Genomic DNA, 22779 nt, shown 5'->3' on the forward strand with positions numbered 1-22779 from the left:
CAGAAAGGATGTTGACCGTGTTAAAAGATCAAGTAGCGATTGTCACAGGTGCTTCACGCGGAATCGGAAAAGAAATTGCTTTTCAACTGGCTCAGCATGGGGCAAAACTGGCGCTCGTTGGAAGCTCAGAGACGATTCATCAGACCGGAAAGGAACTGAAGGAGCAGGGAGCGCCATTTGTGGAAACATTTCAAGCTGATGTAGCAAATGAACAGCAAATGAGTGAATTGGTGGCCCAAACGCTGAAGCAGTTTGGACAAATTGATATCTTAGTCAATAACGCGGGAATCGGATTTTTTAAGCCAATAGAGGAAACAACGCTCGAAGAATGGAAAAAGATTTTTGAAGTTAATGTCCAAGGAGTATTTATTGGAACAAAAGCGGTCCTTCCTCATATGAAAGAGCGGAGAACAGGAACGATTATTACTATTTCTTCGGATGTGGGGCGCTATACGATCCCTAATGGAGCGGCTTATACGGCGACAAAATATGCGGTACAAGGTTTTTCTGGTTCGCTTGCACAGGAAGCGAGAGAATATGGCATTCGCGTTGGTACGATCAACCCGGGAATGGTGGATACATATTTTGCGAATTCGGTGCAAGGAGCACCGGAAAAGCAAAAATGGCTACAGGCGCGTGATGTGGCCAATGCCGTGATTTACATGGCTAGCGCTCCTAAGCATATGCTTATTGATGAGATTGTGCTTCATCCGTTTATACAGACATATCCAGTTGTTTAGCGGGTAAGGAAAGGACCATCCCTATTGCGGCATGCATTCAGATTGTAGACAAAGTCAATTTTGACTTTGTCTACAATCATTTTAAGCCTCCATTGAGTTCTTTTTTTCCATCTCAGACTGTCTTGAAAGCGTTTGTCCAACAGTCTGGGCCAATGCCTTTTTCGGCATTGTCTTTTTTTATAGCAGCTGGAATCGCATCTTTTAGCATGGGGATTTTAATGATAAATATTGTTTTCGTTTTCAACGATTAAACCAAAACAATGAGCTATTTCACACGTTTGCATCGAAGGCAGCATGGTTCAAGCTTGGTCACACGAATATATGAACGAAGGCAAGCTCATTTTCCACCAGTCATTGATCGTTCGTTGCGTGGATTCACTTTTGGCGAATGGTTATCAGGAAATTCATAAGAGGAAGCTTGAATCCTGACAGAAAGGAGAAAGAAAATGGCAAAAGAGATGAAGCGTGTTCAGGCATTGCAGACGATGAAAACGATCGCTGAAACATTAAATGAGGCCAATGATTTGCAAGAAATGCTGCCGACGGTGTTAAGACAGCTAATCGATGTTACAGGACTGGAATGCGGATGGATTTTTTGGGTTGAAGAAGATGGAACCTATACTTTAATGGCTGATTATGAATTGCCGCCTGCTTTAATGAGAGAAAATAAAAAACCGATGTGTGAAGGGATATGCTGGTGTTTAGAGCGTTATCAGGATGGCAGACTGAAAAACGCCGTCAATATTATCGAGTGCAAACGGCTAAAAGAAGCGATAGTAAAAAATCGAGGAGAAACAAACGGAATTACTCATCATGCGACCGTTCCTTTGCGTGCCGGAGACGAGCAGTTTGGGATTTTAAATGTTGCTTCTCCTCATAAACAGCGTTTTTCCAAAGAGGAACTAGCTCTTTTAGAGTCAGTTGCTTATCAGATCGGAACGGCTATTAAACGTATAAAGCTTGTGGAAAATGAACAAAAGCTTGCCTTGCTTGCGGAGCGAAATCGACTGGCGCGCGATTTGCATGACTCGGTCAGCCAATTGCTGTTTTCATTGCTGCTGACAGCGAGCGGTGCCAAGGAAATAGCGACAGAAGAAAACATAAAAGAAGCGCTAGAGCATATGCAAACATTAGCACAAGAGGCGCTTCATGAAATGCGAGCCTTAATTTGGCAGCTTCGTCCCCAAGGTTTAGAAAATGGTGTTGCCAGCGCATTGATGAACTATAGCAAAATGCTTGGATTAAATGTAAAGCTTGATATTGAAGGAGTGCTTGATTTACCCAATGAAATCGAACAATGCTTATGGCGGGTCGGACAAGAAGCGTTAAATAACTGTAAAAAGCATGCTGGTGTTTCCGAAGTGGAGATCATGCTGTCCGTGCAAAACGAACGCGTGGCTGTAAAAATTAGCGATAAAGGGTGCGGATTTCATTATACAGGAGCAGAAACGTTATCGCTGGGATTGAAGAGCATGAAAGAACGGGTAGAAGCAGTAAACGGCGTTTTTAGTATGAAAAGCTCCATTGGAAAGGGAACAGCAATTGAATTATCGATCCCACTAAAGAAGGAGGGGAAATTGTGAGTATAAAAGTGTTAATTGTCGATGATCATCATATCGTACGAAGAGGGTTAGTGTTTTTTTTAAAAACTCAAAAAGACATTGAGGTTGTTGGAGAGGCGGCAAATGGCGCGGAAGCCGTTCAACTTGTTATGGAGCATCAGCCAGATCTTGTTATCATGGATCTTGTTATGCCGGTCATGGATGGAATTGAAGCGACGAAGAAAATGAAGGAACGATCTCCAAAGACGAAGATTCTCATTTTAACAAGCTTTGCTGATCAAGACCATGTGATTCCAGCTATTCGTGCTGGCGCATCTGGTTATCAATTAAAGGATATTGAGCCTGATCATCTCGTTGCTGTTATCCGTTCTATACATAGAGGAGAAAGCGAACTCCACACTAAAGTGATTCCGCATGTTATGAATCATTTGCATTATCAAGAGCCAGCAAATAAGATAGAGGAACTGACGAAGCGCGAAAAAGAAGTATTGGCTGAAATTGCGAAAGGAAAAAGTAATAAAGAAATTGCCGCCTCTTTAATGATTACAGAAAAAACAGTCAAGACACATGTATCAAATATTTTGGCAAAACTAGGACTTGCTGATCGCACGCAAGCCGCTTTGTACGCTGTCAAACATCTCGGACTTTAGTTGTAGTGTCCTTTCCGTCCATTTTCGTAAAAGAAAATCAGTTTATTGAAGGAGTTAGCGATCATTTATGTAGCTTATATTAAAAATAGGAAAAATCATAAGGAGAGATGAGCATGAAACTAGTAGTAATCAATGGAAGTCCGCGTCAAATGGGGAGAACTGGAATCGTTGCAGAATATATTGCGAAGAATTATGGAGCTGAGCTAATTGATTTAAGCAAGCCCGCATTGCCGCTATACAACGGGGAAGAAAGCCAAAATCTGTTACCGGCTGTTATTCGCCTGCGTCAGCTCGTTCAACAAGCTGATGGTGTTGTTCTTTGTTCTCCGGAGTATCATAGTGCGATGAGCGGGGCTCTAAAAAATGCGCTTGATTTCTTAGGAAAAAACGAATTTGAGCATAAACCAGTTGCATTAATTGCTGTTGGTGGAGGAGGAAAAGGAGGCATAAATGCTCTCAATAACATGCGAACGGTTATGCGTGGTGTATATGCCAATGCAATTCCTAATCAGCTTGTGCTGGATCCGGTAAGCTTTGCAGAGAAAAGTTTGACAGCCACAGCAGCGGAACAGGTTGATGTGATTATAGCGACTCTGACTCGTTATATGAAGGCCTCCAAATGGCTAAAGATAGATCATGAATAGCCTCTATCGGGATCGCCGATTGCACTATTTGTTACTAGCCAATACCTTTTCATCTATTGGAACAGGGATTACGATGACAGCTATTCCTTGGCTTTTCGTTCAAAAAAGCGGCGGCGAAACGGCGTTCGGATATATGACAACTGCGATAACGATCATGATGTTTTTGTTGACGCCATATATCGGGATGTGGATCGACCGTTTTTCTCGGAAGAAAATATTGCTTGCTGGGGAGGTAATAGGATTTTCCATCTCGTTACTCTTTGCTTTGCTTGGAAGAGCAGGAGAATATAAAGTTTGGCATTTAGCCGTTTTGTTTGCAAGTGGCTCCCTTTATTATTTTCTTATTTATCCAACCTTGTTTGCTTTCAATCAAGAATTATTTGTTAAGGAGCAATATAAACAGTTAAATGGAATGATGGAAATTCAAGGTCAGTTGGCGACGGTCATATCTGGAGGAGCGGCAAGCGTAATGATTGACCACATTCCATTTTCATGGATTTTATCGCTTGATGCACTGACCTATGTACTGGCCTTTTTGTGCATATGGCTGATTCCGTACAAACGTTCTTTTGTTGAGAGCAAGGATCAATCATTGTTCCGCGAAAAGATGCTCGAAGGATATCGCTACATGAAGGAGAGACCATCGTTATTTTGGTTCCTTCTCGCTTCATTTATGCCGTTTATTGGAGTCATGATGACCAATTATCTTCATCCCATTTATATTGCCGATGTGCTGAAGCAAGGCAGTTCCGTATATGGCATCCAAAGTATGGTGTATGGAATTGGAGCCGCTATAGCTGGACTGGTGACTCCTATTTTATTGAAACGCATGGCGATAGAAAGAAGTGTCGCTTTAAGCGTCGGTATTTATGCAGTTAGTATCACGATGTTTCTTTTATGTCAACAGACGGCGATCTTTTATGTACTTGTGGTTCTTACGGCATTTGCCAATGCGGGGGCAAGAGTAGCGCGCAGTTCATTGATGATGGAAAGCATCCCCAATGATAAAATGGGTCGAGTGGACAGTTTGTTCCGCGCTTTAGGATTTATGATCCGGACTCTATTGTTAAGTGTGTTTACAGGCGCTGTTGCGGCTCAGCATATTTTGCTTCCGTATGCCATATTAAGCATCTTATTAATCATTTCTACTTTGGCTGTGATAAAGTTTTCCTCTCCAGTAAAAAAAGAGCATCATCTGTCTATTTAGAGAGGGAACTTCACACACTAGGATTTGCATCAATATGGAGTGTGGGCCGTTTTTGATGAAACAACACCGCTTTATAAAACGATCAATAAAATTAAAAGCGGCATGTTTGGCCGCAAACTTTTTATCAAAAATGCGCGGTAAATCGAGTAATTTTATCTGGTATAAAACATGCTAACAAGGAAGGGAAATCCCTTCCTTGTTTTTATGGAGAATAATGTATATATGGCTCATCTCCAATATCGTACTCCCTCTCGCTCATCTCTAAAGCATGGTCAATGTATCGCAGCAAGGAGGTGAGTCGTCGCTGAATGACAGAATAATCATACTCAAAATTATAAGCATGAAGAAAATGTTCAATTTTTTTGGAAAGCAAATCATCTTGTGTACGTACCATTAAAATAAGCAGATGATCCCATTCGGAACGGTGGGTGTAGTATAACGCTTTATCATAATCCATTGTGTTCAATGTGCATGCCTCCTTCATCGAGGAGCTATTGTTAGTTTATGATGTACAGCGTATTTGTTGTGGTGTAAATGTTGTTCAATGAGGTAAAAAATAATTATAAACGAAAATGGTATAAAATAGTTGTTAGAAATGTTGCAATTTTGTGACAAAAATATTATCCTTAAAGAAAGGGGATGATAAATATGAATACACGGTACGAAGGGAAAGCGATTACACAAATGTGTAAAATGATGGCTTCAGTAGGGTTGATCGTTGGATTTGCACTATTTTTACTAAGCTTCATTGCAAACAATTACAATAAAGATTTCTTTCTCACCATTATTAGCTTAGGGATTATGGGATCGTCCATGTTTATGTTTGGATTTGGAACATTTATGGGGATTTTAACCGACACCTTTCAAAAAGGAGAAGCGAAGCCTTAAGCGATTCTGCTGAGATGATTTTCACGATAGCACGCCAAAAGCACAAGGGTGCCCAATATTAAGCGGGATACCCTTGTGCTTTTATGATGCATTTTCCTTTGTTGTTATGCGCTGGTAGTAAACATAACCGGCAATCAATAAACCAATCATGAGGATGCCAAGAAGGTAGAGGCTGTAATGCTCCATATAATGCCGTATATTTTTCCAATCTCTTCCTAATATCCTTCCAAAAGTGGTAAAGGTAAATACCCAAAAAAAAGCGCCTGTATAAGCGTAAGCGGCAAATTTTTTAAAACGGTATTCATTCGTTCCGGCCAGAAATGCTGAAACATGCCGAATCCCGGGAACAAAATAGCCGATAAATAAGAGGAAAGGTCCCATTTTAGCGAAGAGAACTTTTGCTTGCTCAATCCTCTTCTCTGACATATGCATTTTTGGACCGAATTTGTGCAAAAACGAGGTTCCTAAGCGTATGCCTAAGTAATAGCTGACTGAGATGCCGAGGAGCGCACCGATGAAGCTGCAGCCTAGTGCTGCCGGATATGACATGGCGCCTGTAAAAACGTTATATCCAACATATGTTAATAGTACTTCATCAGGAACAGGGAGGCCAATGACTCCTCCTGCTAAAGCAACCATAATGCCAATGTAGCCGAATTGCTCGATAAAATGATGTAAATGCTGCTCCATCTAATCACCGCACTTTTTATTTTTAAATTTGTCCCTTCCCAATTATAAACGATTTCAACAAGCAAAAGAAATATACGAGTGACAATGTTAACTTTTCCTTATGTGGAGTGGAATGTTTAACATACTCCACCAAGAAGTCTCCCGCCTCTTAACGGATCATGGGTGGGAGAGGGTCATTCGTCTATTTTAGGTGATATATCCACCATTGGATTACAAAAAGAAACGAGGGGTCTATTTTTTGGCTGTTGCCTGTCCGCCAAAATCGGTCATTATCTGTTCGTTAGAGAACCAACATCTTGAACTTCTATATCAATAAGGCTTGTCCATGAGCAAAACCGCCAAATTCTTTATTGCAGCTTATATCCAGATATATGGATGATCCACCCTCTCTAAACAGAGTGTAGGCGGGGGCATAAGATGGAAGCTGACGCTTTTAGCATCAGCTTCTTGCTTGCTCAAGGGCTAAGATGGAAAAACGAAGCGCGTGCTCGATTTCATCGGTCATTGCGCGAAAGAACACATCGCGGATATGCTGATCATGGGTCGAAAGATAGGTGTTTCGATATTGTTCATATGCTTCAAATTCGTCTTCTCGAGCTATTTTTAATCCTTCAGCAAATGACGAAAAGGTTTTCGACTCAGCTTGATAAACAGGTTGTGCACCAAACAAGGAGATGTACAAATGAACAAATTGTTGTAAATGCGCTTGTTCATCTTTCAACGCATGAGAGATGTATAACTTTTCTTCGTTTGTCTTTGCCAGCTGCATGAGCTGGGTATAAAAATGAATAGCGGTAGCTTCTCCTTTCATTCCATTTAATAAATCGTTTGCTAATTTTCGGATACTGCCTGTTTTAGGCTGTTCACGATAATAAGTAGCATATGGATCATAGTAGTACAATAGCTTTCCCCCCTTTCTCTTCGCTTTATGATATGCGCGGAGAAAGAGGAGAGTGTATTTTTGAGCGGCAGATTTTGTGTATGTTTGCACATGGCTCATTGTCTATTTTTTTGCCGCTTAGATTGTGTGTCATGAAGATCATTCCTTTATTTATGCTGGTGTTTTTGTTGATTTTTATGCGTATATTCATTGAAACAATGGCCCATATTAAAATCGTTATCAATTTCAAAAGGGAGGACAAGTGCAATGGATGTAAGAAGGGCGCGAGAAATTGCTGCATCTCCGATCATGGCCGACGTCACTTATAACGGAGAACGCATTTATATTGAACAAGTAGATGAACAAAATGAAATGGCGGTTGTTTATCCGTTAGGAAATCCAAATCATAAACAACGGGTATCCGTATCAAGCTTACACGAACATTAAAAAGCAAGCTAGAAAAACACCACATTCACAGTGGTGTTTTTTGTTTGACTTTTTCAACTACAGTATGTAGGATATAACTACATATTGTAGTTGAGAGGAGGATAAAGATTGAAAATCAATCATTTTAAGATGAATGAAGAAGGTTTAAAACGTTTCTTTGGAGCATTGGAGTCACAGGTCATGAATTATATTTGGACAGCAGGAGAGGTTACGGCTAAAGATGTTCAACAGCATATTTGCCGGGAAAAGCCAATCTCGATCAATGCGGTGATGACCGTCATGAACAGGCTAGCGGATAAAGGCCATCTTCGTAAAGAAATGAGGGGAAGAATAGCCTATTTTACTTCCATTCAAACGAAAGAGCAGTTTTTGTCCGAGCAAACGAAATCAGTCGCATACGGTTTAATTGAAGAGTTTGGCGGACTGGCTGTAGCGCATATGGTGGATGCAATTCGTGATTTAGATCCTTCTTTGCTGGAAAAATTAAAGGAAAAATTAAACGAATCTAAAAGAGGGAAGAATGAATGACTTTAAAAAGCAAATCAACTCTTGTATTTGCTAGTGTGGTTTTGTTTGCGGCATTAACTCTAGCCGAAATAGCGCTATTTTTATTTCATCATTTTGCGGCCATTGTGCTTGAGTGGTTAAAATACCCATTTTCCATGACAGCCAACGATAAGAATGTTGTATTTGCAACAGCTCTAAGTCTGTTTTTTATTTTTTTATTAATAAAAATGATTGGGAATATGGGGAAGCAACTGTTTCTATCTAAAAAGTGGTACACGGCGTTTTTGCTTTTGGCAGATGAAGTTCGTACTCAGCATATGAACGTTAAGTACCCGGAATTGGGCAATCGAATTTTAGTGATTAAGAATGAAGAGTTTATTGCACTGACGATTGGTTTCATAAAGCCTAAAATCGTGCTATCCACTTTTGTTATCGAACATTTTTCAGAGGCGGAACTGCGCGCCATCTTGTTTCATGAACAATTTCACGCGATGCAGCGAGATCCGTTAAAGCTTATGCTGATAAAGACGGTTTCTGAACAACTAGGTTACATTCCTCTTATCAAGCACCTTGCACAATATTACCGCATTTCACGAGAATTGCTTGCTGATCAACACGCGATGAGAAAAATGAAGAACAGCACTCCGCTTGGAAACGTCCTCTTAAAAGTAGCGGAAATGGGAGAACATGAATTGTTAAATGAAGGAGCGGCGCATTTTGCTAAATCACCGCTGAATTATCGCATTATGCAAATGTTGGAACCACAAAAGGATATTGCGTTCTCTTTTTTCCATAAAAAGTTATGGCCTGTTTCTTTGGCACTGTCGGCGGCTAATGTGTATATTTTTTTGGAGTGTGCCGTCAGTTTAGCATTTTGCCATACATTCTTTATTTGAGGGGAGAAAGAAGCGAAATGAGAAAAAAAATATGTTTCACTCTTATGGCGATTTTTATATCAGCCAGTGGCTGCAGCCAATCAAACAACAGCCATGAAAGCGAGCAAATGCATCACGGAGATCAGCAGCAGGGCGTGGCTCATAACGAAATGCACGAGCACATGAGTAAAGAAAATCATGCGGCTACGCAAATGGTTTGGAAGTTTGCGGAAAAGCCTCTGAAAAGCAATGAACAAGCCCATTTAACGATACAAATTCAGGATCAAAAAGGGAATCCCGTTCAAGATTTTGAAATTCAGCATGAAAAACAGATGCATCTGATTATCGTAAGCAGCGATTTATCGTATTTTGATCATCTGCATCCTAAATATAAAGGTAACGGCTTATTTACAACGGCCGTCACGTTCCCAAGCGGTGGCGAATATCAGCTGTATGCTGATTATGTTCCAAAAGGGGGAGATCCTACAGTTAAAAATGATGATGTTGTCGTTCAAGGAGAAAAGGCAAAGGCTGTTCCGCTTCAACCGGACGAGCATTTAACTAAAGTGGCAGAGGGAAAAGAAATTACGCTGTCTTTTGATAAGCTCGTAGCTGGACAAGAGGCGACATTGACATTTCGTTTAAAAGATGAAAAGAGCGGCAAGCCTATTCATTTACAGCCATATTTAGGTGCCATGGGACATGTTGTCATTATCCGAAAAGGAAGCTATGATTATTTGCACGCGCATCCGATTGACGAACAGGCCGAAGGATCAGAAGCTTCATTTATGGTCCAGTTTCCTAAAGACGGAATTTATCAAGTTTGGGCACAGTTTCAACACGAAGGAAAGGTGATTACTGTTCCGTTTACGGTGAGCGTTTCTTCATAAGAGGACAGTTTATAGGCATGCCTTGTTTCTAAAAGCTTGGGTGGATAAACAAGCGATCTACACGTATCAAATGCTCTTTTTTCTCATACATTTAGGATAAGAGAAAAAGGAGGAGATGCGCATGAGGCAAGGCGAGTTGAAAGAGCTAGAACGGGCGATTGCGGAGATTACGGAGATTGCTGAAGGCTTTGGCTTAGACTTTTATCCGATGCGATATGAGATTTGTCCTGCTGACATTATTTATACATTTGGCGCCTATGGAATGCCGACACGTTTTTCTCACTGGAGCTTTGGGAAACAATTTTACAAGATGAAGCTTCATTATGATTTAGGGCTGAGTAAAATTTATGAGCTAGTTATTAATTCCGATCCATGCTATGCATTTTTGTTAGATTCGAATTCATTAATTCAAAATAAATTGATTGTCGCTCATGTCTTGGCCCATAGCGACTTTTTCAAAAATAATGTCCGCTTTAGCAACACAAAACGAGATATGGTCGAAAGCATGGCTGCGACGGCAGAGCGGATTAAACATTATGAACACCAGTATGGAAAATTAGAGGTGGAAAAATTTTTAGATGCAGTCTTGGCTATTCAGGAGCATATTGATCCATCTCTGCTTCGGTCGAAGCTGTCGTGGACGCTTGCGGATACAGAAATTGAAGAAGAGGAAGAGGGCGTAAAGCCGACTCCATATGATGATTTATGGTTGCTCGATGAACGAAATAAATCCACCGCTCCCCCGCGCAAAAAACGGCGAAAAATTCCGCCGCAGCCGGAGAAGGATGTGCTTTTGTTTATTGAAGAATACAGCCGCGAGCTGGAAGAATGGCAACGCGATATTTTAACAATGATGCGGGAAGAAATGCTCTATTTTTGGCCGCAGCTTGAAACAAAAATTATGAATGAAGGCTGGGCGTCCTATTGGCACCAGCGCATTTTGCGGGAGATGGATTTGACGAGCGATGAAGCGATTGAGTTTGCTAAGCTCAATGCGGGAGTTGTCCAGCCGTCGCGCACAAGCATAAATCCGTATTATTTAGGGTTGAAAATATTTGAAGATATCGAAGAACGATGGAATAATCCAACAGAGGAGATGAAAAGAAGGGGCGTTCAGCCGGGATCAGGGCGTGCCAAAATTTTTGAGGTGCGCGAGCTTGATTCAGATATTTCCTTTCTCCGCAACTATTTAACGAAAGAGCTAGTGATGCGTGAGGATATGTACTTATTCCAAAAACAAGGCAAGGATTATAAAATTGTTGACAAAGACTGGGAGCATGTTCGCGATCAGCTAGTCAGTACTCGTGTGAATGGGGGATTTCCATACATTACCGTTAATGACGGAGATTATATGCGCAATGGCGAATTGTATTTAAAGCATTGGTATGAAGGAATTGAACTTGATATTAAATATTTAGAAAAGGTGCTTCCTTATATTTATCAGCTTTGGGGACGAACCGTTCATATGGAAACAATTGTTGAAAATAAACCGGTACTGTTCACATATGAAGGGAAGACGGTGCATCGGAAATTTATATAATGAACAAAGCTACTGGCAGTTGGGCACCCTAATTGTTAGATAGATCTAGCAATTAGGGTGCAATTTTTATGGGAAAATATCAATCAGGCTTAACCGTGGAAGGAGGGATGAGGAACATCGAGGTTGAAGACGAGGCGGTTATAGATTTGACTTCGTTATTTATTGAAGTGTATGACAAAAATCTAAAAAGTACTGTTTCAGCCCATTTTCCGGTTTTGTGCGGCCATCTGATCGTGAAAAAAATGCAAGCTTATCTATGCATCTATATTAGGGGCTGGTGCAAGGGACATTAGTATATACGAGATTCTAGCCATATTCCCGTGAGAACTTTCGTTAAAACGCAATCGAAAATTGGTAAAATGATCTTAGGATTGAACCCTATTTTTTTCTCATGTATAGTACAGGAAAGAGCGGGAGGTGCGCAATATGCAAGCGGAGAAAGAACGAGTCGCTACTATTGACTCAAAATATATTCAGCAGCATTTGGCAAACGAACGAACCTATTTAGCGTGGATTCGAACGGCGATCGCTATTACCGGTATCGGTTTTTTAATCATTAATTTACATATCAAATCTTCTTTCTATACGTTGCCGAATGCAGCTGTGCAATGGATCGGCATACTGTCGGTACTGGCTGGAGTCAGCACCATCATTTTTTCAACTGTCAGCTATTTTCAAAAAGCGAAACAAATTAATGAACAAACCTTTCGGACATCAAGACCGTTGATTCTCTTTTTATCAACTTTAATGTTTGCAGTTGTGGCCATGTTTGGACTGTATTTTTTTGCTGTTCTTTTATAATCAGCGATCCTTTTTATATGGATGTAACCGATTTTTGGATGATGGGCCTCGTATGATTTGGCGCAGTTAGCTTTCTAGAAAGAAGGTTATGAAAGGGATACTGTAGCGAAAAATAGATCCCGCATTTATTATTTAGCTGTTAAAGCTAAAGAAATCTGTCCATTGTTGTGAATCGTCCGAAGTCTTATTTTGACAGATGCCATTCGTTCTATCGTTAGATTATGTTTATGTACGATTCAACTGGAAAAGACGGTAAAAAAAGCAACAGTTTGCCTAAACGTTGCAGCAGACTGTTGCTTGTGTTCGTTTTTATGCTGTTTTGATTGGGGAAAGTTTGCAAAATCGGCTGGTTCTTCGTTCGGCTCCTATCGCTGAATGACATTTCCTTTTGCATCAATGAGAAATTTGGTGAAATTCCATTTAATATTTATGATATAAACATTTTTGTTTAACCACTTGCTTATTTATCTCGAATTTAAATATTATTAAATTAAAATAAATCAAAGGAGTCTTCATTCATGAGATCTACGATTCATCCGAAAGTAGAGATTGGCCATGTTCATTTACGTGTCGCAAAGCTCGATCGCTCCATTCATTTCTATACGAAATGGATAGGGCTTCAACTATTAGAGCAGAAAGGAAACTTAGCGGTGCTAACAGCTGACGGGATCACGCGGCTTATTGTATTGGAGGAAAGCAGCGATACAGTAAGGAAACCGCCGCGAACGACGGGCTTATATCATTTTGCCATTTTAGTTCCCGATCGTTCTACCCTAGCACGTGTGCTGCTTCATTTGCTGAAGGTAGGTTATCCGCTGCAAGGCGCATCAGATCATCAATTCAGCGAGGCGGTGTATTTGGCTGATCCAGATGGAAATGGCATTGAAATTTATGCTGATAGGCCAAGAGAGCAATGGGAAAAAGCAGAAAACGGCGAATACAAAGGGGTGACCGAGTCACTTGATGTAGAGGGATTGCTAGCAGAGGCAGATCACGCTCCTTGGACAGGATTGCCGCCAAAAACGAAAATGGGTCATATTCATTTACATGTTGCCCATATGCATGAAGCAGAACAATTTTATCACCAAGGTTTAGGATTTGATATTACAATTCGCATGGACAATCATGCATTATTCGTTTCAGCTGGAGGGTACCATCACCATATTGGATTGAATACATGGATAGGTGTAGGAGCTCCGAAACCGCCGGAAAACGCGCTTGGTTTGCGCTTGTTTTCTATCGTTTTTCCGCATGAAAAGGAGCTTGAAAAGGCGATTGAAAGCTTGAAAGCAATAGGGGCTAAAGTTGAATGGACAGGAACAGAAGCAGCAACAGTCGATCCGTTTGGAAATCGAATTCAATTAAGAGTCCAGAAAGCATGATGTTGAAAATAGGAATAAAAAAGCAGAGGCTACCTGCTTTTTTATTTTGTTAAGGCGTTCGGGTTGAAAAATTGCTATAAGAAAGCCGTTTTAATGAACCGAAAGAATCATCGAAACGGTTAGTGAATATCGGAAAACCAGCATGGATTTATTGATAGAGCCTCCCTTACTTTGTGGAAACGAATTTTCATTGAACCGAAATAAAAAAATATAATTGACAATGATAATCTTTATCAAATAGAATGATTATTGATAATGATTATCATTCGTTTTTAGAAAAGGAGATTGTCATGATGAAGGTAATCATGGTGTATACAAGCATGACAGGAAATACAGAGGAAATAGCAAATGCCATCTTAGAAGGAATTCAAGAAGAGGGAATAGAAGTGGAGGTAAAAGAGGTGCTGGATGCGAGCGCAGATGAGCTGGAAGCGTATGATGGCATTTTATTGGGAGCATATACATGGGGAGATGGAGAGCTGCCGGACGATTTTCTTGATTTTTATGATGAAATGGATTCCATTCATTTATCAGGAAAAAAAGCAGCTGTATTTGGCTCGTGTGATTCCGGCTATGAAAAATACGGAGCCGCGGTTGATATTTTAGTGGAAAAATTACAGGAATTAGGGGCAGCTGTTGTGCTGGAAGGATTAAAGATTGAATTGGCACCGACTAGTGAAGAAAGGGAGAGTTGCAAACAGTTTGGCAAGCAATTTGTCCAAAAAATGCTAACTGAGCCAAGTACATATTGACAGTCTATAGCCAATCGACTATTATAAGGGTGTAAGCATATAGGAAAAATGCGCGTAAAAGGGGAGTAGCTTTTACAGCAAAGTCGTCAGTTCAGGGTGGCATATACCCTCGGCTTTGTTGGCAACGGTGATGTTGTTAGCAAGACCTTTACCGAACGATGGTAAAGGTCTGTTTTGATAGAAGGCCTTTACCATAACGGTAAAGGTCTTTTTTCATTACATGAAGAAAGGAGGAAGAGAATGAGAAAAGCCTGGAAAAAAGCGAGATTGCTTTTTCACACTTATCGCTTGATCCCATTTTTAGTTGGATTTTTTTGTTCTCATGAAATACCGCTTTCTAAAAAGATGACATATGTGCTGATCATATTTGCCTACTTTGTTTTTCCGTTTGATCTGCTCCCTGATTGGTTAGGTATTTTTGGTATTTTTGATGATGTGGCAATTTTTATGTGGATTTTGCAGAAAATGATAGAAGCATCGCCACATCACTTAAAGCGTAAATACGGAGTGTAATGGAAGGAGGAAATGCTAAATGGAGTTATTTTCAATGGAGTTTTGGTCCGCTCTTTTATCTATTATCATTATCGACTTAGTATTAGCTGGAGATAATGCGATTGTAATCGGGCTGGCGGCACGCAATTTGCCAAAACAGCAACAAAAGCAAACGATTCTATGGGGGACGGTTGGAGCGATTGTCATTCGCGCCGTGGCAACCCTGGCTGTTGTATGGTTATTAAAAATTCCAGGTTTGCTGCTAGTCGGTGGAGTTTTACTCATCTGGATTGCCTATAAGCTATTGGTGGAAGAAAAAGGGCATGAAGTACAGGCAGGGAAAAGCATGTGGGAGGCGATTCGAACCATTATTATCGCTGATGCGTTAATGGGTTTAGACAACGTATTAGCAGTAGCAGGAGCTGCGCATGGTAGCTTTTTATTAGTCGTTTTGGGATTGCTCATTTCGGTTCCAGTCGTTGTGTGGGGCAGTACCCTTATTTTGAAATGGGTGGAGCGTTTTCCAATCATTATTACAATCGGTGGTGCCATTCTTGCGTGGACCGCTTCAAAGATGATTGTTGATGAGCCGTTTTTAAAAGGATACTTTGCTAATCCTGTGATTAAATATGGTTTTGAGCTGCTTGTCGTTGCTGGAGTCGTTTGCGCTGGCATGATCAAAAAGGGAAAAGAAAATAATAAAGGGGAAGCTAAAGCCGCCAATCAATGATTGGCGGCTTTAGACTGTTGCCGAAACGCTTTTATCCGGCAGGGAGGCTTTATTTGTCTATTCGTGAACGCCTTGGTTTGATTTGTGTTTGCGTTCGGCTGTGTTTCTTGTCTGCCAAGCGTTTTTCAGTCCTTCTGATGCAGAAATAGAAATGACGGGATGTTTAATGGATTTTGTTTGCCGGCTCATCGGCCATGAATGATTGGCGGATGCTTTGTTAGAGCTCATCGAAGCCATTATCGACATTCACTTTTGTATATTGTCGCGATTTTTGTTCAAAAAAGTCGGATTTGCCTAGATCTACTTCTTCATAGGCTTTAATCCAGCGGAGCGGATTTGTCCGATAGCCTTCAAATGGACGCTCGAAGCCAAGCTGGTGGCAGCGGACATTCGCATAAAATTTAATGTAATCATGTAAATCCTCAAGATGAATGCCTTCAATATCATGGCCGATCATGAAGCTCGCCCATTCGATTTCTAATTCGGCCGCTTGAATAAAGGTTTGCTGAACAAATGCCGCTAAGTCATCTGTCCGATATTCTGGATATTCGCGCAGAACCTCTTGGAATATTTTTGCGAATAAGTCGACATGGATATGTTCATCGCGATTAATATAATTAATCATAGTGCTTGTGGCCACCATTTTTTGATTGCGTGCCAAGTTATAAAAGAAAGCAAAGCCGGAATAGAAGAATAAGCCTTCTAAAATGACATCATAGACAATGGATTTTAATAAATTTTCTACATTTGGCTGCTCGGCAAATTCTTTATATCCGTTTGTGACAAAATCGTTTCTTTTCCGCAATATAGGCTCATTTCGCCAAAATTCAAATACCTCATCTTGCTTTTGTTTTGGAACGAGGCTAGAAAGTACGTAAGAATAAGAATGATTATGAATGACCTCCTGTTGAGCCAGCATGATCATCAGCGCGTTGATGCTTGAGTCGGTAATGTAATCAGCAACCTTTCCTGCATAATCTGTTTGGATGCTGTCAAGTAAGGCTAGCAGGCCGATAATTTTTAAAAAAGCATCCTGTTCACGTGCGGTTAATAATGGAAATTGCTTGACATCTTGGGACATATTAATTTCAAATGGTGTCCAAAAATTGGCGAGCATTCGTTTATATTTAGCATATGCCCAAGGATAGGCAATATCGTCCCAATTGAGCACATTCGAGCATCGTCCGTTGATGATTCGCGTGGAACGGTTGGGCGCTTCAGGGTCCATAATGATTCGTTTCGTTAAAGCAGATGTCATCATAACTCCTCCTTATATTAACTTGCGCATGATTCACATTCTTCAATGTTGCTTGATGTTGAACGAACATAATAGGTTGTTTTTAAACCGGATTTCCAAGCGGCAAGATGAAGGGCTAATAAATCCTTTGCTTTAATGGTGTTCATTACGTAAAAATTGAATGAGATGGATTGGTCAATATGGCGCTGTCGCATCGCGTTTTGTTGAATGCTCCAATACTGGTCAATATGATAGGCTGATTTATAGTACCAAGTTGTTTTTTCGTTTAAGTCTGGCGCTGTAACTGGAATCTTATAATCTTTTTTTTCTTCGGCATACATCTTCAAAAAGATCGGATCAATGCTGGCGGTACTGCCGGCAATAATCGATGTCGAAGCATTGGGAGCAATCGCCATCACATAGCCGTTGCGCATTCCATGTTTAGCTACGTTTTCTTTCAGATGAATCCATTTGGAAGTGTTGTAGCCACGTTTATCGAAATAGGCCCCTGTCTGCCAATCAGATCCAGAAAACGCTGGGTAACTGCCTTTTTCTTGAGCAAGCTCCATGCTTGCTTGAATAGTGAGATAAGCAATTTGTTCATAAAGCTCGTCCGCATAATAAACGGCCTCTTCTGATTCCCAGCGAATGCCTTTTAAAGCGAGCAAATGATGCCATCCAAATGTGCCTAGTCCGACAGCCCGATATTTTTGATTTGTCAACTGTGCCTGCAAAACAGGGATTTGGTTTAAGTCAATCACGTTATCAAGCATGCGCATTTGAATAGGGACGAGCCGTTCAAGCACATCGTCCATAACGGCTTTAGCTAAATTGATCGATGATAGGTTGCAGACGACAAAATCGCCAGGGATTTTTTCAATGATGATTTTCCCATCTTTTACATATTGTTTTTCCATCACGGTCGGGCTTTGATTTTGGGCAATTTCAGTGCAAAGGTTGCTACAATAAATCATGCCGAGATGTGAGTTCGGATTTTTTCGATTCACTTCATCGCGATAAAACATAAATGGTGTGCCTGATTCTAGCTGGCTGCGCATAATGCTTTTCATAATTTCAATAGCTGGAACTCTCTCTTTTGAAAGGCGCTTTTCTTGAACGCATTCCCAATATTTTTGACGAAAACTGCCGTCCCCTTTTTCTTCATCATAAAAGTCTTCTAGACTGAATCCCATGATTTGTCGTATTTCGTGTGGATCAAATAAATACCAATCTCCGCGTTTTTCTACTTGCTCCATAAATAAATCAGGGATGCAAACGCCTGTGAATAAATCGTGTGTCCTCATCCGTTCATCGCCATTGTTTAATTTGGCATCTAAAAAAGCAAAAATATCTTTATGCCACACGTCTAAGTAGACAGAGATGGCTCCTTTTCTTTGGCCAAGCTGATCGACGCTGACAGCGGTGTTATTCAATTGCTTCATCCATGGAATCACGCCGGATGAAATCCCTTTAAATCCTTTAATATCGCTGCCGCGGCTGCGAATCTTTCCGAGATAGACGCCAATGCCGCCCCCTGCCTTGGAAAGGTTAGCAATATCGGTATTGCTGTCGTAAATACCTTGCAGGCTGTCATCAATCGTATCGATAAAGCAGCTTGATAGCTGACCATAGTTTTTTCCTGCATTGGCTAAAGTCGGAGTGGCAACCGTCATATATAAATTGCTTAATGCCCAGTATGCTTCTCGGATAAAGGCAAGTCGCTGCGTTTTTGGCTCTTTGGCCATCAATGTCATCGCGATGATGAGAAAGCGCTCTTGCGGCAGTTCATATAAATTTCTTTCATAATCACGGGCAAGATAGCGATCTGCAAGCGTGCGGAGACCGATATAGGTAAATAGCTTGTCTTTTTCTGGATTGATGATCGCTCCAATCTCTTTAATTTCTTCTTTTTCATAATCATCAAGCAAAGAATGGTTGTAAACTCCCTTGGAAACGAGAGAAGCGACCAGCTCGTAAAAATCACCGTAGCGTTCTTTTGGATGATAACCGCGATTTTGAGCTGCTTCGTGATAAAGCTTCTGTAAATAAATGCGGGCGCAAACAAAGGTCCAGTCTGGTTCTGCTTCGCTAATATATGAAAGTCCCTCAAGAATGCAATCATTTGCCATTTGTTCGAAGGACGCAGTGTCTTTGTTTTGAATCATGCGAAGCACACGCTTGATATATTCGGATGTGTCTAGATGAGGAAATTCATTTGTAAGATCATGAATCCAGGCAATCAATTCTTCTTGAGAAACGGTTTGAAAAGTAAACGTCATTATCGGCTCCTCCTCTTTCCAATAAAAAAATCCACTCCGGATTGAGTGGATGAAACGATAGTATAAAAAGGAATAAAACTTCCCTTCTTAAACCATCGCTTCATCTTCTCCCTCCCCGAAGAATGTGAAACGAAACAAGCAAGGCAGGTCTCCTGACTTGTGCTTCTTCCTACTTTGGATCCTTCCCGTATACGCGCCGTATAAGCTTTCGTATACAGTGGAGCTTCCATTTCGTCCGCACATACAGTTGCGGGGGCAGTTCTGGATTTACACCAGATTCCCTATTAAGTCCTAAGGGACACCTTTACTTGTGGTTTGTTCTACTATATATAGTTTTTGTTTTTATTCTTCGATACAATATATTGTGTTTGTTAGTTGCACTGGTATCATCATATAATAAATCAATGGAAAATTCAACTATAATATTTCTGAAGTGGAAAAATAAAAAACGCGCTCGATCGGCGCGTTTATTTTTGAAGTGGGAGAAATTTAATAAGCAGCGAGCGAATCAGTAAACCGGTGAGCACACCAGGAATAACTGAGAGCATTGGCAGCCAAATTGGTCCAAAAAAAATGCCGAAGATGGTAACGCGGGAAGAGTACATCAGTCCAACTGTGACAAAATAAGCTGAAAAAACGAATGGAAGAAAAGCGTAAGGAGAGCGACCACCGTCAGCATCTTTATAAGCATCCCACATTGCAAAAAAATACAAACACGGATAAAACATAAGCCATTGAAAATCAATGACTTGGGTTGCTTCGATTGTTTTTCCCAAAAAGCTCAGGCGAATGGCTTCATTAAATCGGGATTGAGAGTTTACAATAAATTCTAATAAAATAAAGATGGTTCCTTTGAGATACTTTTGATTCAAAAGCTGTCCGAATCCTGGTAAAGCAATACTCCATAACAACCGTTCAATTGCTTTCACGTTTTCTTAACCCTTTACTAATGGATTTTGTTTGTTGATCATCGACTATATCCTATATCGCCTCGTATATAGAAAAAGAGCCCTGCCTTATTTTTATCATTTCCGCTTTTTACAGTTTATATAATTACATTTTATTGAAAATATACATTTTGTTCCTATTGAGATCGGGAATTTGAAAATGGTGCATGTTAGGTGTGTAATTTGACATGTTATGTCTAGTTTTGTTCATGTTAAGAAAATATTTGGGTAACTTTTCAGAATAGTTAGTATAATCGCTGTGAGTAGAGGATAATTTTTTAGTGCAAAGGGGGAGAGGATTTTGAAAGCGGTTAAATCAATCGTGATTTGGGGATTGATTTCGATCATTGGAGCCATTGGCTTTGCGGTATTGGCTCTGCACCGCGGCGAAACGATTAATGCGATTTGGCTCATTGTGGCAGCGGTGTGTGTATATGCAGTGGCTTATCGTTTTTATAGCCAATTTATTGCGCGGAAAGTATTTGAGCTGGATGATAATCGCAAAACACCAGCTGAAGTGATGAATGATGGAAAAGACTATGTGCCGACGAATAAATGGGTGTTATTCGGACATCATTTTGCTGCTATTGCAGGAGCTGGCCCGCTTGTTGGCCCTATTTTGGCATCACAGATGGGATATTTGCCGGGCACGCTTTGGATTGTAGTCGGTGTGGTACTAGCAGGTGCGGTACAGGATTTTGTCATTTTGTTTGCTTCAATGCGCCGCAACGGAAAGTCACTTGGTGAAATGATTAAAGAAGAAATGGGCTCCTTCACAGGGCTTGTTGCTATGCTTGGGATTTTAGGTATCATGATTATTTTATTAGCCGTGTTAGCGTTGGTGGTTGTGAAAGCGCTTGTAGGAAGCCCGTGGGGAATGTTTACCATTGCGGCAACGATTCCGATTGCGATTTTTATGGGAATTTACATGCGCTATCTGCGGCCAGGCCGCGTAGGGGAAGCTTCATTGATCGGTTTTGTTCTGCTGATTGTTTCCCTTATTGCGGGACAGCATGTGGCTGAACATCCGACATTAGCCAATATGTTTACATTTAAAGGGGAGACAATTGCTCTTTTAATGATTGCTTATGGATTTGTGGCTTCGGCGTTGCCTGTATGGCTATTGCTAGCGCCGCGCGATTATTTAAGCACTTTTCTTAAAATCGGAACGATCGTTGGTCTAGCGCTTGGTATTCTTGTTGTTGCACCTGATTTGCAAATGCCTGCTGTGACTAAATTCGTGGATGGAACAGGACCTGTATTTTCAGGAAATTTATTCCCATTTTTATTTATCACCATTGCGTGCGGAGCTGTTTCTGGATTCCATGCTCTTGTTTCTTCCGGAACGACGCCAAAAATGATCGAACTCGAAAGTCATGCCCGCCCAATCGGATATGGGGCGATGCTTATGGAGTCGTTTGTAGCGGTAATGGCTCTTGTCGCGGCATGCGTGCTAACACCAGGGGTTTATTTTGCGATTAATAGTCCAGCAGCTGCTATTGGCACAGATGTAGTCCAGGCTGCCCAAACGGTTTCATCTTGGGGATTTGTCGTTACCCCAGACGCATTGACAGAGTTGGCCAAAGATGTAGGGGAGCAAACGATTTTATCGCGTACAGGCGGTGCACCGACTTTGGCTATTGGGATGGCAGTGATCCTTTCAAAAGTGATTGGTGGAAAAGCATTTATGGCTTTTTGGTACCATTTTGCGATTTTATTTGAAGCGCTATTTATTTTAACGACGATTGATGCGGGAACGCGTGTTGGCCGCTTCATGATTCAAGATATTATCGGACATTTTTATAAACCATTTGCTAAAACCGATTCATTGCCGGCCAATATTATTGCAACGGCTTTATGTGTACTCGGATGGGGATATTTCCTCTATCAAGGAGTCATTGATCCGCTTGGCGGAATCAATACATTATGGCCGCTGTTTGGTATTGCCAACCAAATGCTTGCTGGTATCGCCCTTTTATTAGGAACGACTCTTTTATTTAAGATGGGGAAAAAGGCATACGCATGGGTAACGTTAGTGCCAACAGTGTGGCTATTAGTTGTAACGATGACAGCTGGATTTCAAAAATTGTTCCATCCGGATGCTAAAATTGGATTTTTATCACATGCGAAAGTATTCAGAAATGCGCTAAACGAAGGCAATATTTTAGCACCAGCGACGACAGAAGCGCAAATGCGGCAAATTATTATGAATGATTATGTAGATGCAGCGTTATGCGGCATTTTTATGCTCGTCGTTTTAGCTGTGCTCATTTCGTCGATTAACATTTGGATTAAAGTATTGAATAATAAAGCAACACCTCTTAAAGAAGCTCCTTATATTCCACGGGATGATGGAAATGGGGTTAAGCATTATGCGTAAGCTTCTAGCAAATATGATCAAATATCGGCGGCAATTTTTCGATTTGCTTGTTGGGGTGCCGAATTATGAACGTTATGTTGAACATATGAAAACGCATCACCCGGGAGAACCGATTAAGTCGCGAAAGGAGTTTTTTTGCGAGGCACAAGATGCAAGATATAACGCCAAAGGTGGAAAAGTATCTCGGTGTTGCTGAAAAAAGGGGGATTCTGATCTCCCTTTTCTCTTTCTTTGCTGTTTAGAAATGCCAGAGAACATG

25 protein-coding genes and 1 riboswitch are annotated in these 22779 nt (G+C 40.9%); of the genes, 19 read left to right on the top strand and 6 right to left on the bottom strand.

The genetic code is table 11. The features are described from left to right. Positions 1-17 precede the first annotated feature (17 nt). The 5 genes from B6A27_RS04640 (at position 18) to B6A27_RS04660 (ending at position 4803) form a co-directional block, all read left to right on the top strand. The gene (locus tag B6A27_RS04640; RefSeq protein ID WP_066147937.1) at positions 18-740 is read left to right on the top strand and encodes an SDR family oxidoreductase; all 723 of its coding nucleotides are present in this window, start codon (positions 18-20) and stop codon (positions 738-740) included. 446 nt (positions 741-1186) lie between these two features. Further along, positions 1187-2323, top strand: coding sequence for a GAF domain-containing sensor histidine kinase (locus B6A27_RS04645; protein ID WP_044745575.1), 1137 nt, complete (start codon positions 1187-1189; stop codon positions 2321-2323). Further along, positions 2320-2952 (top strand): response regulator, encoded by a 633-nt coding sequence (locus B6A27_RS04650; RefSeq protein WP_066147941.1) that lies wholly within the window; start codon positions 2320-2322, stop codon positions 2950-2952. The genes B6A27_RS04645 and B6A27_RS04650 overlap by 4 nt, the downstream gene beginning before the upstream one ends. A gap of 113 nt (positions 2953-3065) precedes the next feature. Then, positions 3066-3596 carry an NADPH-dependent FMN reductase gene (locus B6A27_RS04655; RefSeq protein ID WP_080860446.1) on the top strand — a complete coding sequence of 177 codons (531 nt, stop codon included), beginning with the start codon at positions 3066-3068 and terminating at the stop codon, positions 3594-3596. A 19-nt stretch (positions 3597-3615) separates the two neighbouring features. Then, on the top strand, positions 3616-4803 hold the full coding sequence (locus B6A27_RS04660) for an MFS transporter (RefSeq protein WP_236631791.1): 1188 nt from the start codon (positions 3616-3618) through the stop codon (positions 4801-4803). Positions 4804-5005: 202 nt separating this feature from the next. On the opposite strand, the gene B6A27_RS04665 is transcribed toward B6A27_RS04660, so the two are convergent. Further along, positions 5006-5269: a YhdB family protein gene (locus B6A27_RS04665; protein ID WP_044745579.1), complete on the bottom strand. Its 264-nt coding sequence runs from the start codon at positions 5267-5269 to the stop codon at positions 5006-5008. Between the two features lie 182 nt (positions 5270-5451). Between B6A27_RS04665 and B6A27_RS04670 the strand changes: the two genes are divergently transcribed. Beyond that, positions 5452-5691: a hypothetical protein gene (locus B6A27_RS04670; RefSeq protein WP_044745580.1), complete on the top strand. Its 240-nt coding sequence runs from the start codon at positions 5452-5454 to the stop codon at positions 5689-5691. Positions 5692-5772: 81 nt separating this feature from the next. Here the strand turns inward: B6A27_RS04670 and B6A27_RS04675 are convergent, their stop codons facing one another. Both B6A27_RS04675 and B6A27_RS04680 read right to left on the bottom strand, forming a co-directional pair. Further along, on the bottom strand, positions 5773-6381 hold the full coding sequence (locus tag B6A27_RS04675; protein ID WP_080860449.1) for a DedA family protein: 609 nt from the start codon (positions 6379-6381) through the stop codon (positions 5773-5775). 439 nt (positions 6382-6820) lie between these two features. After that, positions 6821-7282 carry a ferritin-like domain-containing protein gene (locus tag B6A27_RS04680; protein WP_044745582.1) on the bottom strand — a complete coding sequence of 154 codons (462 nt, stop codon included), beginning with the start codon at positions 7280-7282 and terminating at the stop codon, positions 6821-6823. Between the two features lie 246 nt (positions 7283-7528). Here B6A27_RS04680 and B6A27_RS04685 point away from each other — a divergent pair, with 246 nt between their 5' ends. The 11 genes from B6A27_RS04685 to B6A27_RS04735 all read left to right on the top strand — a co-directional run bounded on the left by B6A27_RS04685 (position 7529) and on the right by B6A27_RS04735 (position 15677). Then, positions 7529-7708, top strand: a complete 180-nt coding sequence (locus B6A27_RS04685) for a small acid-soluble spore protein H (RefSeq protein WP_044745583.1) — start codon at positions 7529-7531, stop codon at positions 7706-7708. A 108-nt stretch (positions 7709-7816) separates the two neighbouring features. Beyond that, a complete protein-coding gene (locus tag B6A27_RS04690; protein ID WP_066147952.1) occupies positions 7817-8236 on the top strand; it encodes a BlaI/MecI/CopY family transcriptional regulator in 420 nt (139 codons plus the stop codon). Further along, complete coding sequence (locus B6A27_RS04695) at positions 8233-9111, top strand: M56 family metallopeptidase (protein WP_066147953.1); 879 nt, start codon at positions 8233-8235, stop codon at positions 9109-9111. The genes B6A27_RS04690 and B6A27_RS04695 overlap by 4 nt, the downstream gene beginning before the upstream one ends. A gap of 17 nt (positions 9112-9128) precedes the next feature. Continuing rightward, on the top strand, positions 9129-9980 hold the full coding sequence (locus B6A27_RS04700; protein ID WP_080860450.1) for a hypothetical protein: 852 nt from the start codon (positions 9129-9131) through the stop codon (positions 9978-9980). A gap of 121 nt (positions 9981-10101) precedes the next feature. Beyond that, positions 10102-11520, top strand: a complete 1419-nt coding sequence (locus tag B6A27_RS04705; protein ID WP_066147960.1) for a SpoVR family protein — start codon at positions 10102-10104, stop codon at positions 11518-11520. Between the two features lie 68 nt (positions 11521-11588). Further along, positions 11589-11813 carry a hypothetical protein gene (locus B6A27_RS04710; protein WP_066147962.1) on the top strand — a complete coding sequence of 75 codons (225 nt, stop codon included), beginning with the start codon at positions 11589-11591 and terminating at the stop codon, positions 11811-11813. A 133-nt stretch (positions 11814-11946) separates the two neighbouring features. Continuing rightward, a complete protein-coding gene (locus B6A27_RS04715; protein WP_080860452.1) occupies positions 11947-12321 on the top strand; it encodes a YidH family protein in 375 nt (124 codons plus the stop codon). Positions 12322-12839: 518 nt separating this feature from the next. Continuing rightward, positions 12840-13703 (top strand): VOC family protein, encoded by an 864-nt coding sequence (locus tag B6A27_RS04720; RefSeq protein WP_080860453.1) that lies wholly within the window; start codon positions 12840-12842, stop codon positions 13701-13703. Positions 13704-13993: 290 nt separating this feature from the next. Next, positions 13994-14455 carry a flavodoxin gene (locus B6A27_RS04725; protein ID WP_044745596.1) on the top strand — a complete coding sequence of 154 codons (462 nt, stop codon included), beginning with the start codon at positions 13994-13996 and terminating at the stop codon, positions 14453-14455. Positions 14456-14695: 240 nt separating this feature from the next. Then, complete coding sequence (locus B6A27_RS04730; RefSeq protein ID WP_066147989.1) at positions 14696-14968, top strand: YkvA family protein; 273 nt, start codon at positions 14696-14698, stop codon at positions 14966-14968. Positions 14969-14987: 19 nt separating this feature from the next. After that, positions 14988-15677: a TerC family protein gene (locus tag B6A27_RS04735; protein ID WP_066147992.1), complete on the top strand. Its 690-nt coding sequence runs from the start codon at positions 14988-14990 to the stop codon at positions 15675-15677. A gap of 217 nt (positions 15678-15894) precedes the next feature. Here the strand turns inward: B6A27_RS04735 and B6A27_RS04745 are convergent, their stop codons facing one another. From B6A27_RS04745 to B6A27_RS04755, 3 genes are all read right to left on the bottom strand, one after another. Further along, positions 15895-16935 (bottom strand): ribonucleotide-diphosphate reductase subunit beta, encoded by a 1041-nt coding sequence (locus B6A27_RS04745; protein ID WP_044745600.1) that lies wholly within the window; start codon positions 16933-16935, stop codon positions 15895-15897. Positions 16936-16952: 17 nt separating this feature from the next. Beyond that, entirely contained in the window at positions 16953-19193 is a 2241-nt protein-coding gene (locus B6A27_RS04750; protein WP_066147997.1) for a ribonucleoside-diphosphate reductase subunit alpha, read from the bottom strand. Between the two features lie 125 nt (positions 19194-19318). Then, positions 19319-19515: riboswitch (cobalamin riboswitch) on the bottom strand. A gap of 145 nt (positions 19516-19660) precedes the next feature. Then, complete coding sequence (locus tag B6A27_RS04755) at positions 19661-20122, bottom strand: hypothetical protein (RefSeq protein WP_080860455.1); 462 nt, start codon at positions 20120-20122, stop codon at positions 19661-19663. A 319-nt stretch (positions 20123-20441) separates the two neighbouring features. Between B6A27_RS04755 and B6A27_RS04760 the strand changes: the two genes are divergently transcribed. Together B6A27_RS04760 and B6A27_RS04765 are read left to right on the top strand one after the other, a co-directional pair. Further along, positions 20442-22520, top strand: a complete 2079-nt coding sequence (locus B6A27_RS04760) for a carbon starvation CstA family protein (protein ID WP_080860457.1) — start codon at positions 20442-20444, stop codon at positions 22518-22520. Beyond that, positions 22513-22716: a YbdD/YjiX family protein gene (locus tag B6A27_RS04765; RefSeq protein WP_044745604.1), complete on the top strand. Its 204-nt coding sequence runs from the start codon at positions 22513-22515 to the stop codon at positions 22714-22716. The genes B6A27_RS04760 and B6A27_RS04765 overlap by 8 nt, the downstream gene beginning before the upstream one ends. Positions 22717-22779: the final 63 nt, after the last annotated feature.

Source organism: Anoxybacillus sp. UARK-01, assembly GCF_002075365.1.
GTDB classification, from domain to species: domain Bacteria; phylum Bacillota; class Bacilli; order Bacillales; family Anoxybacillaceae; genus Anoxybacteroides; species Anoxybacteroides rupiense.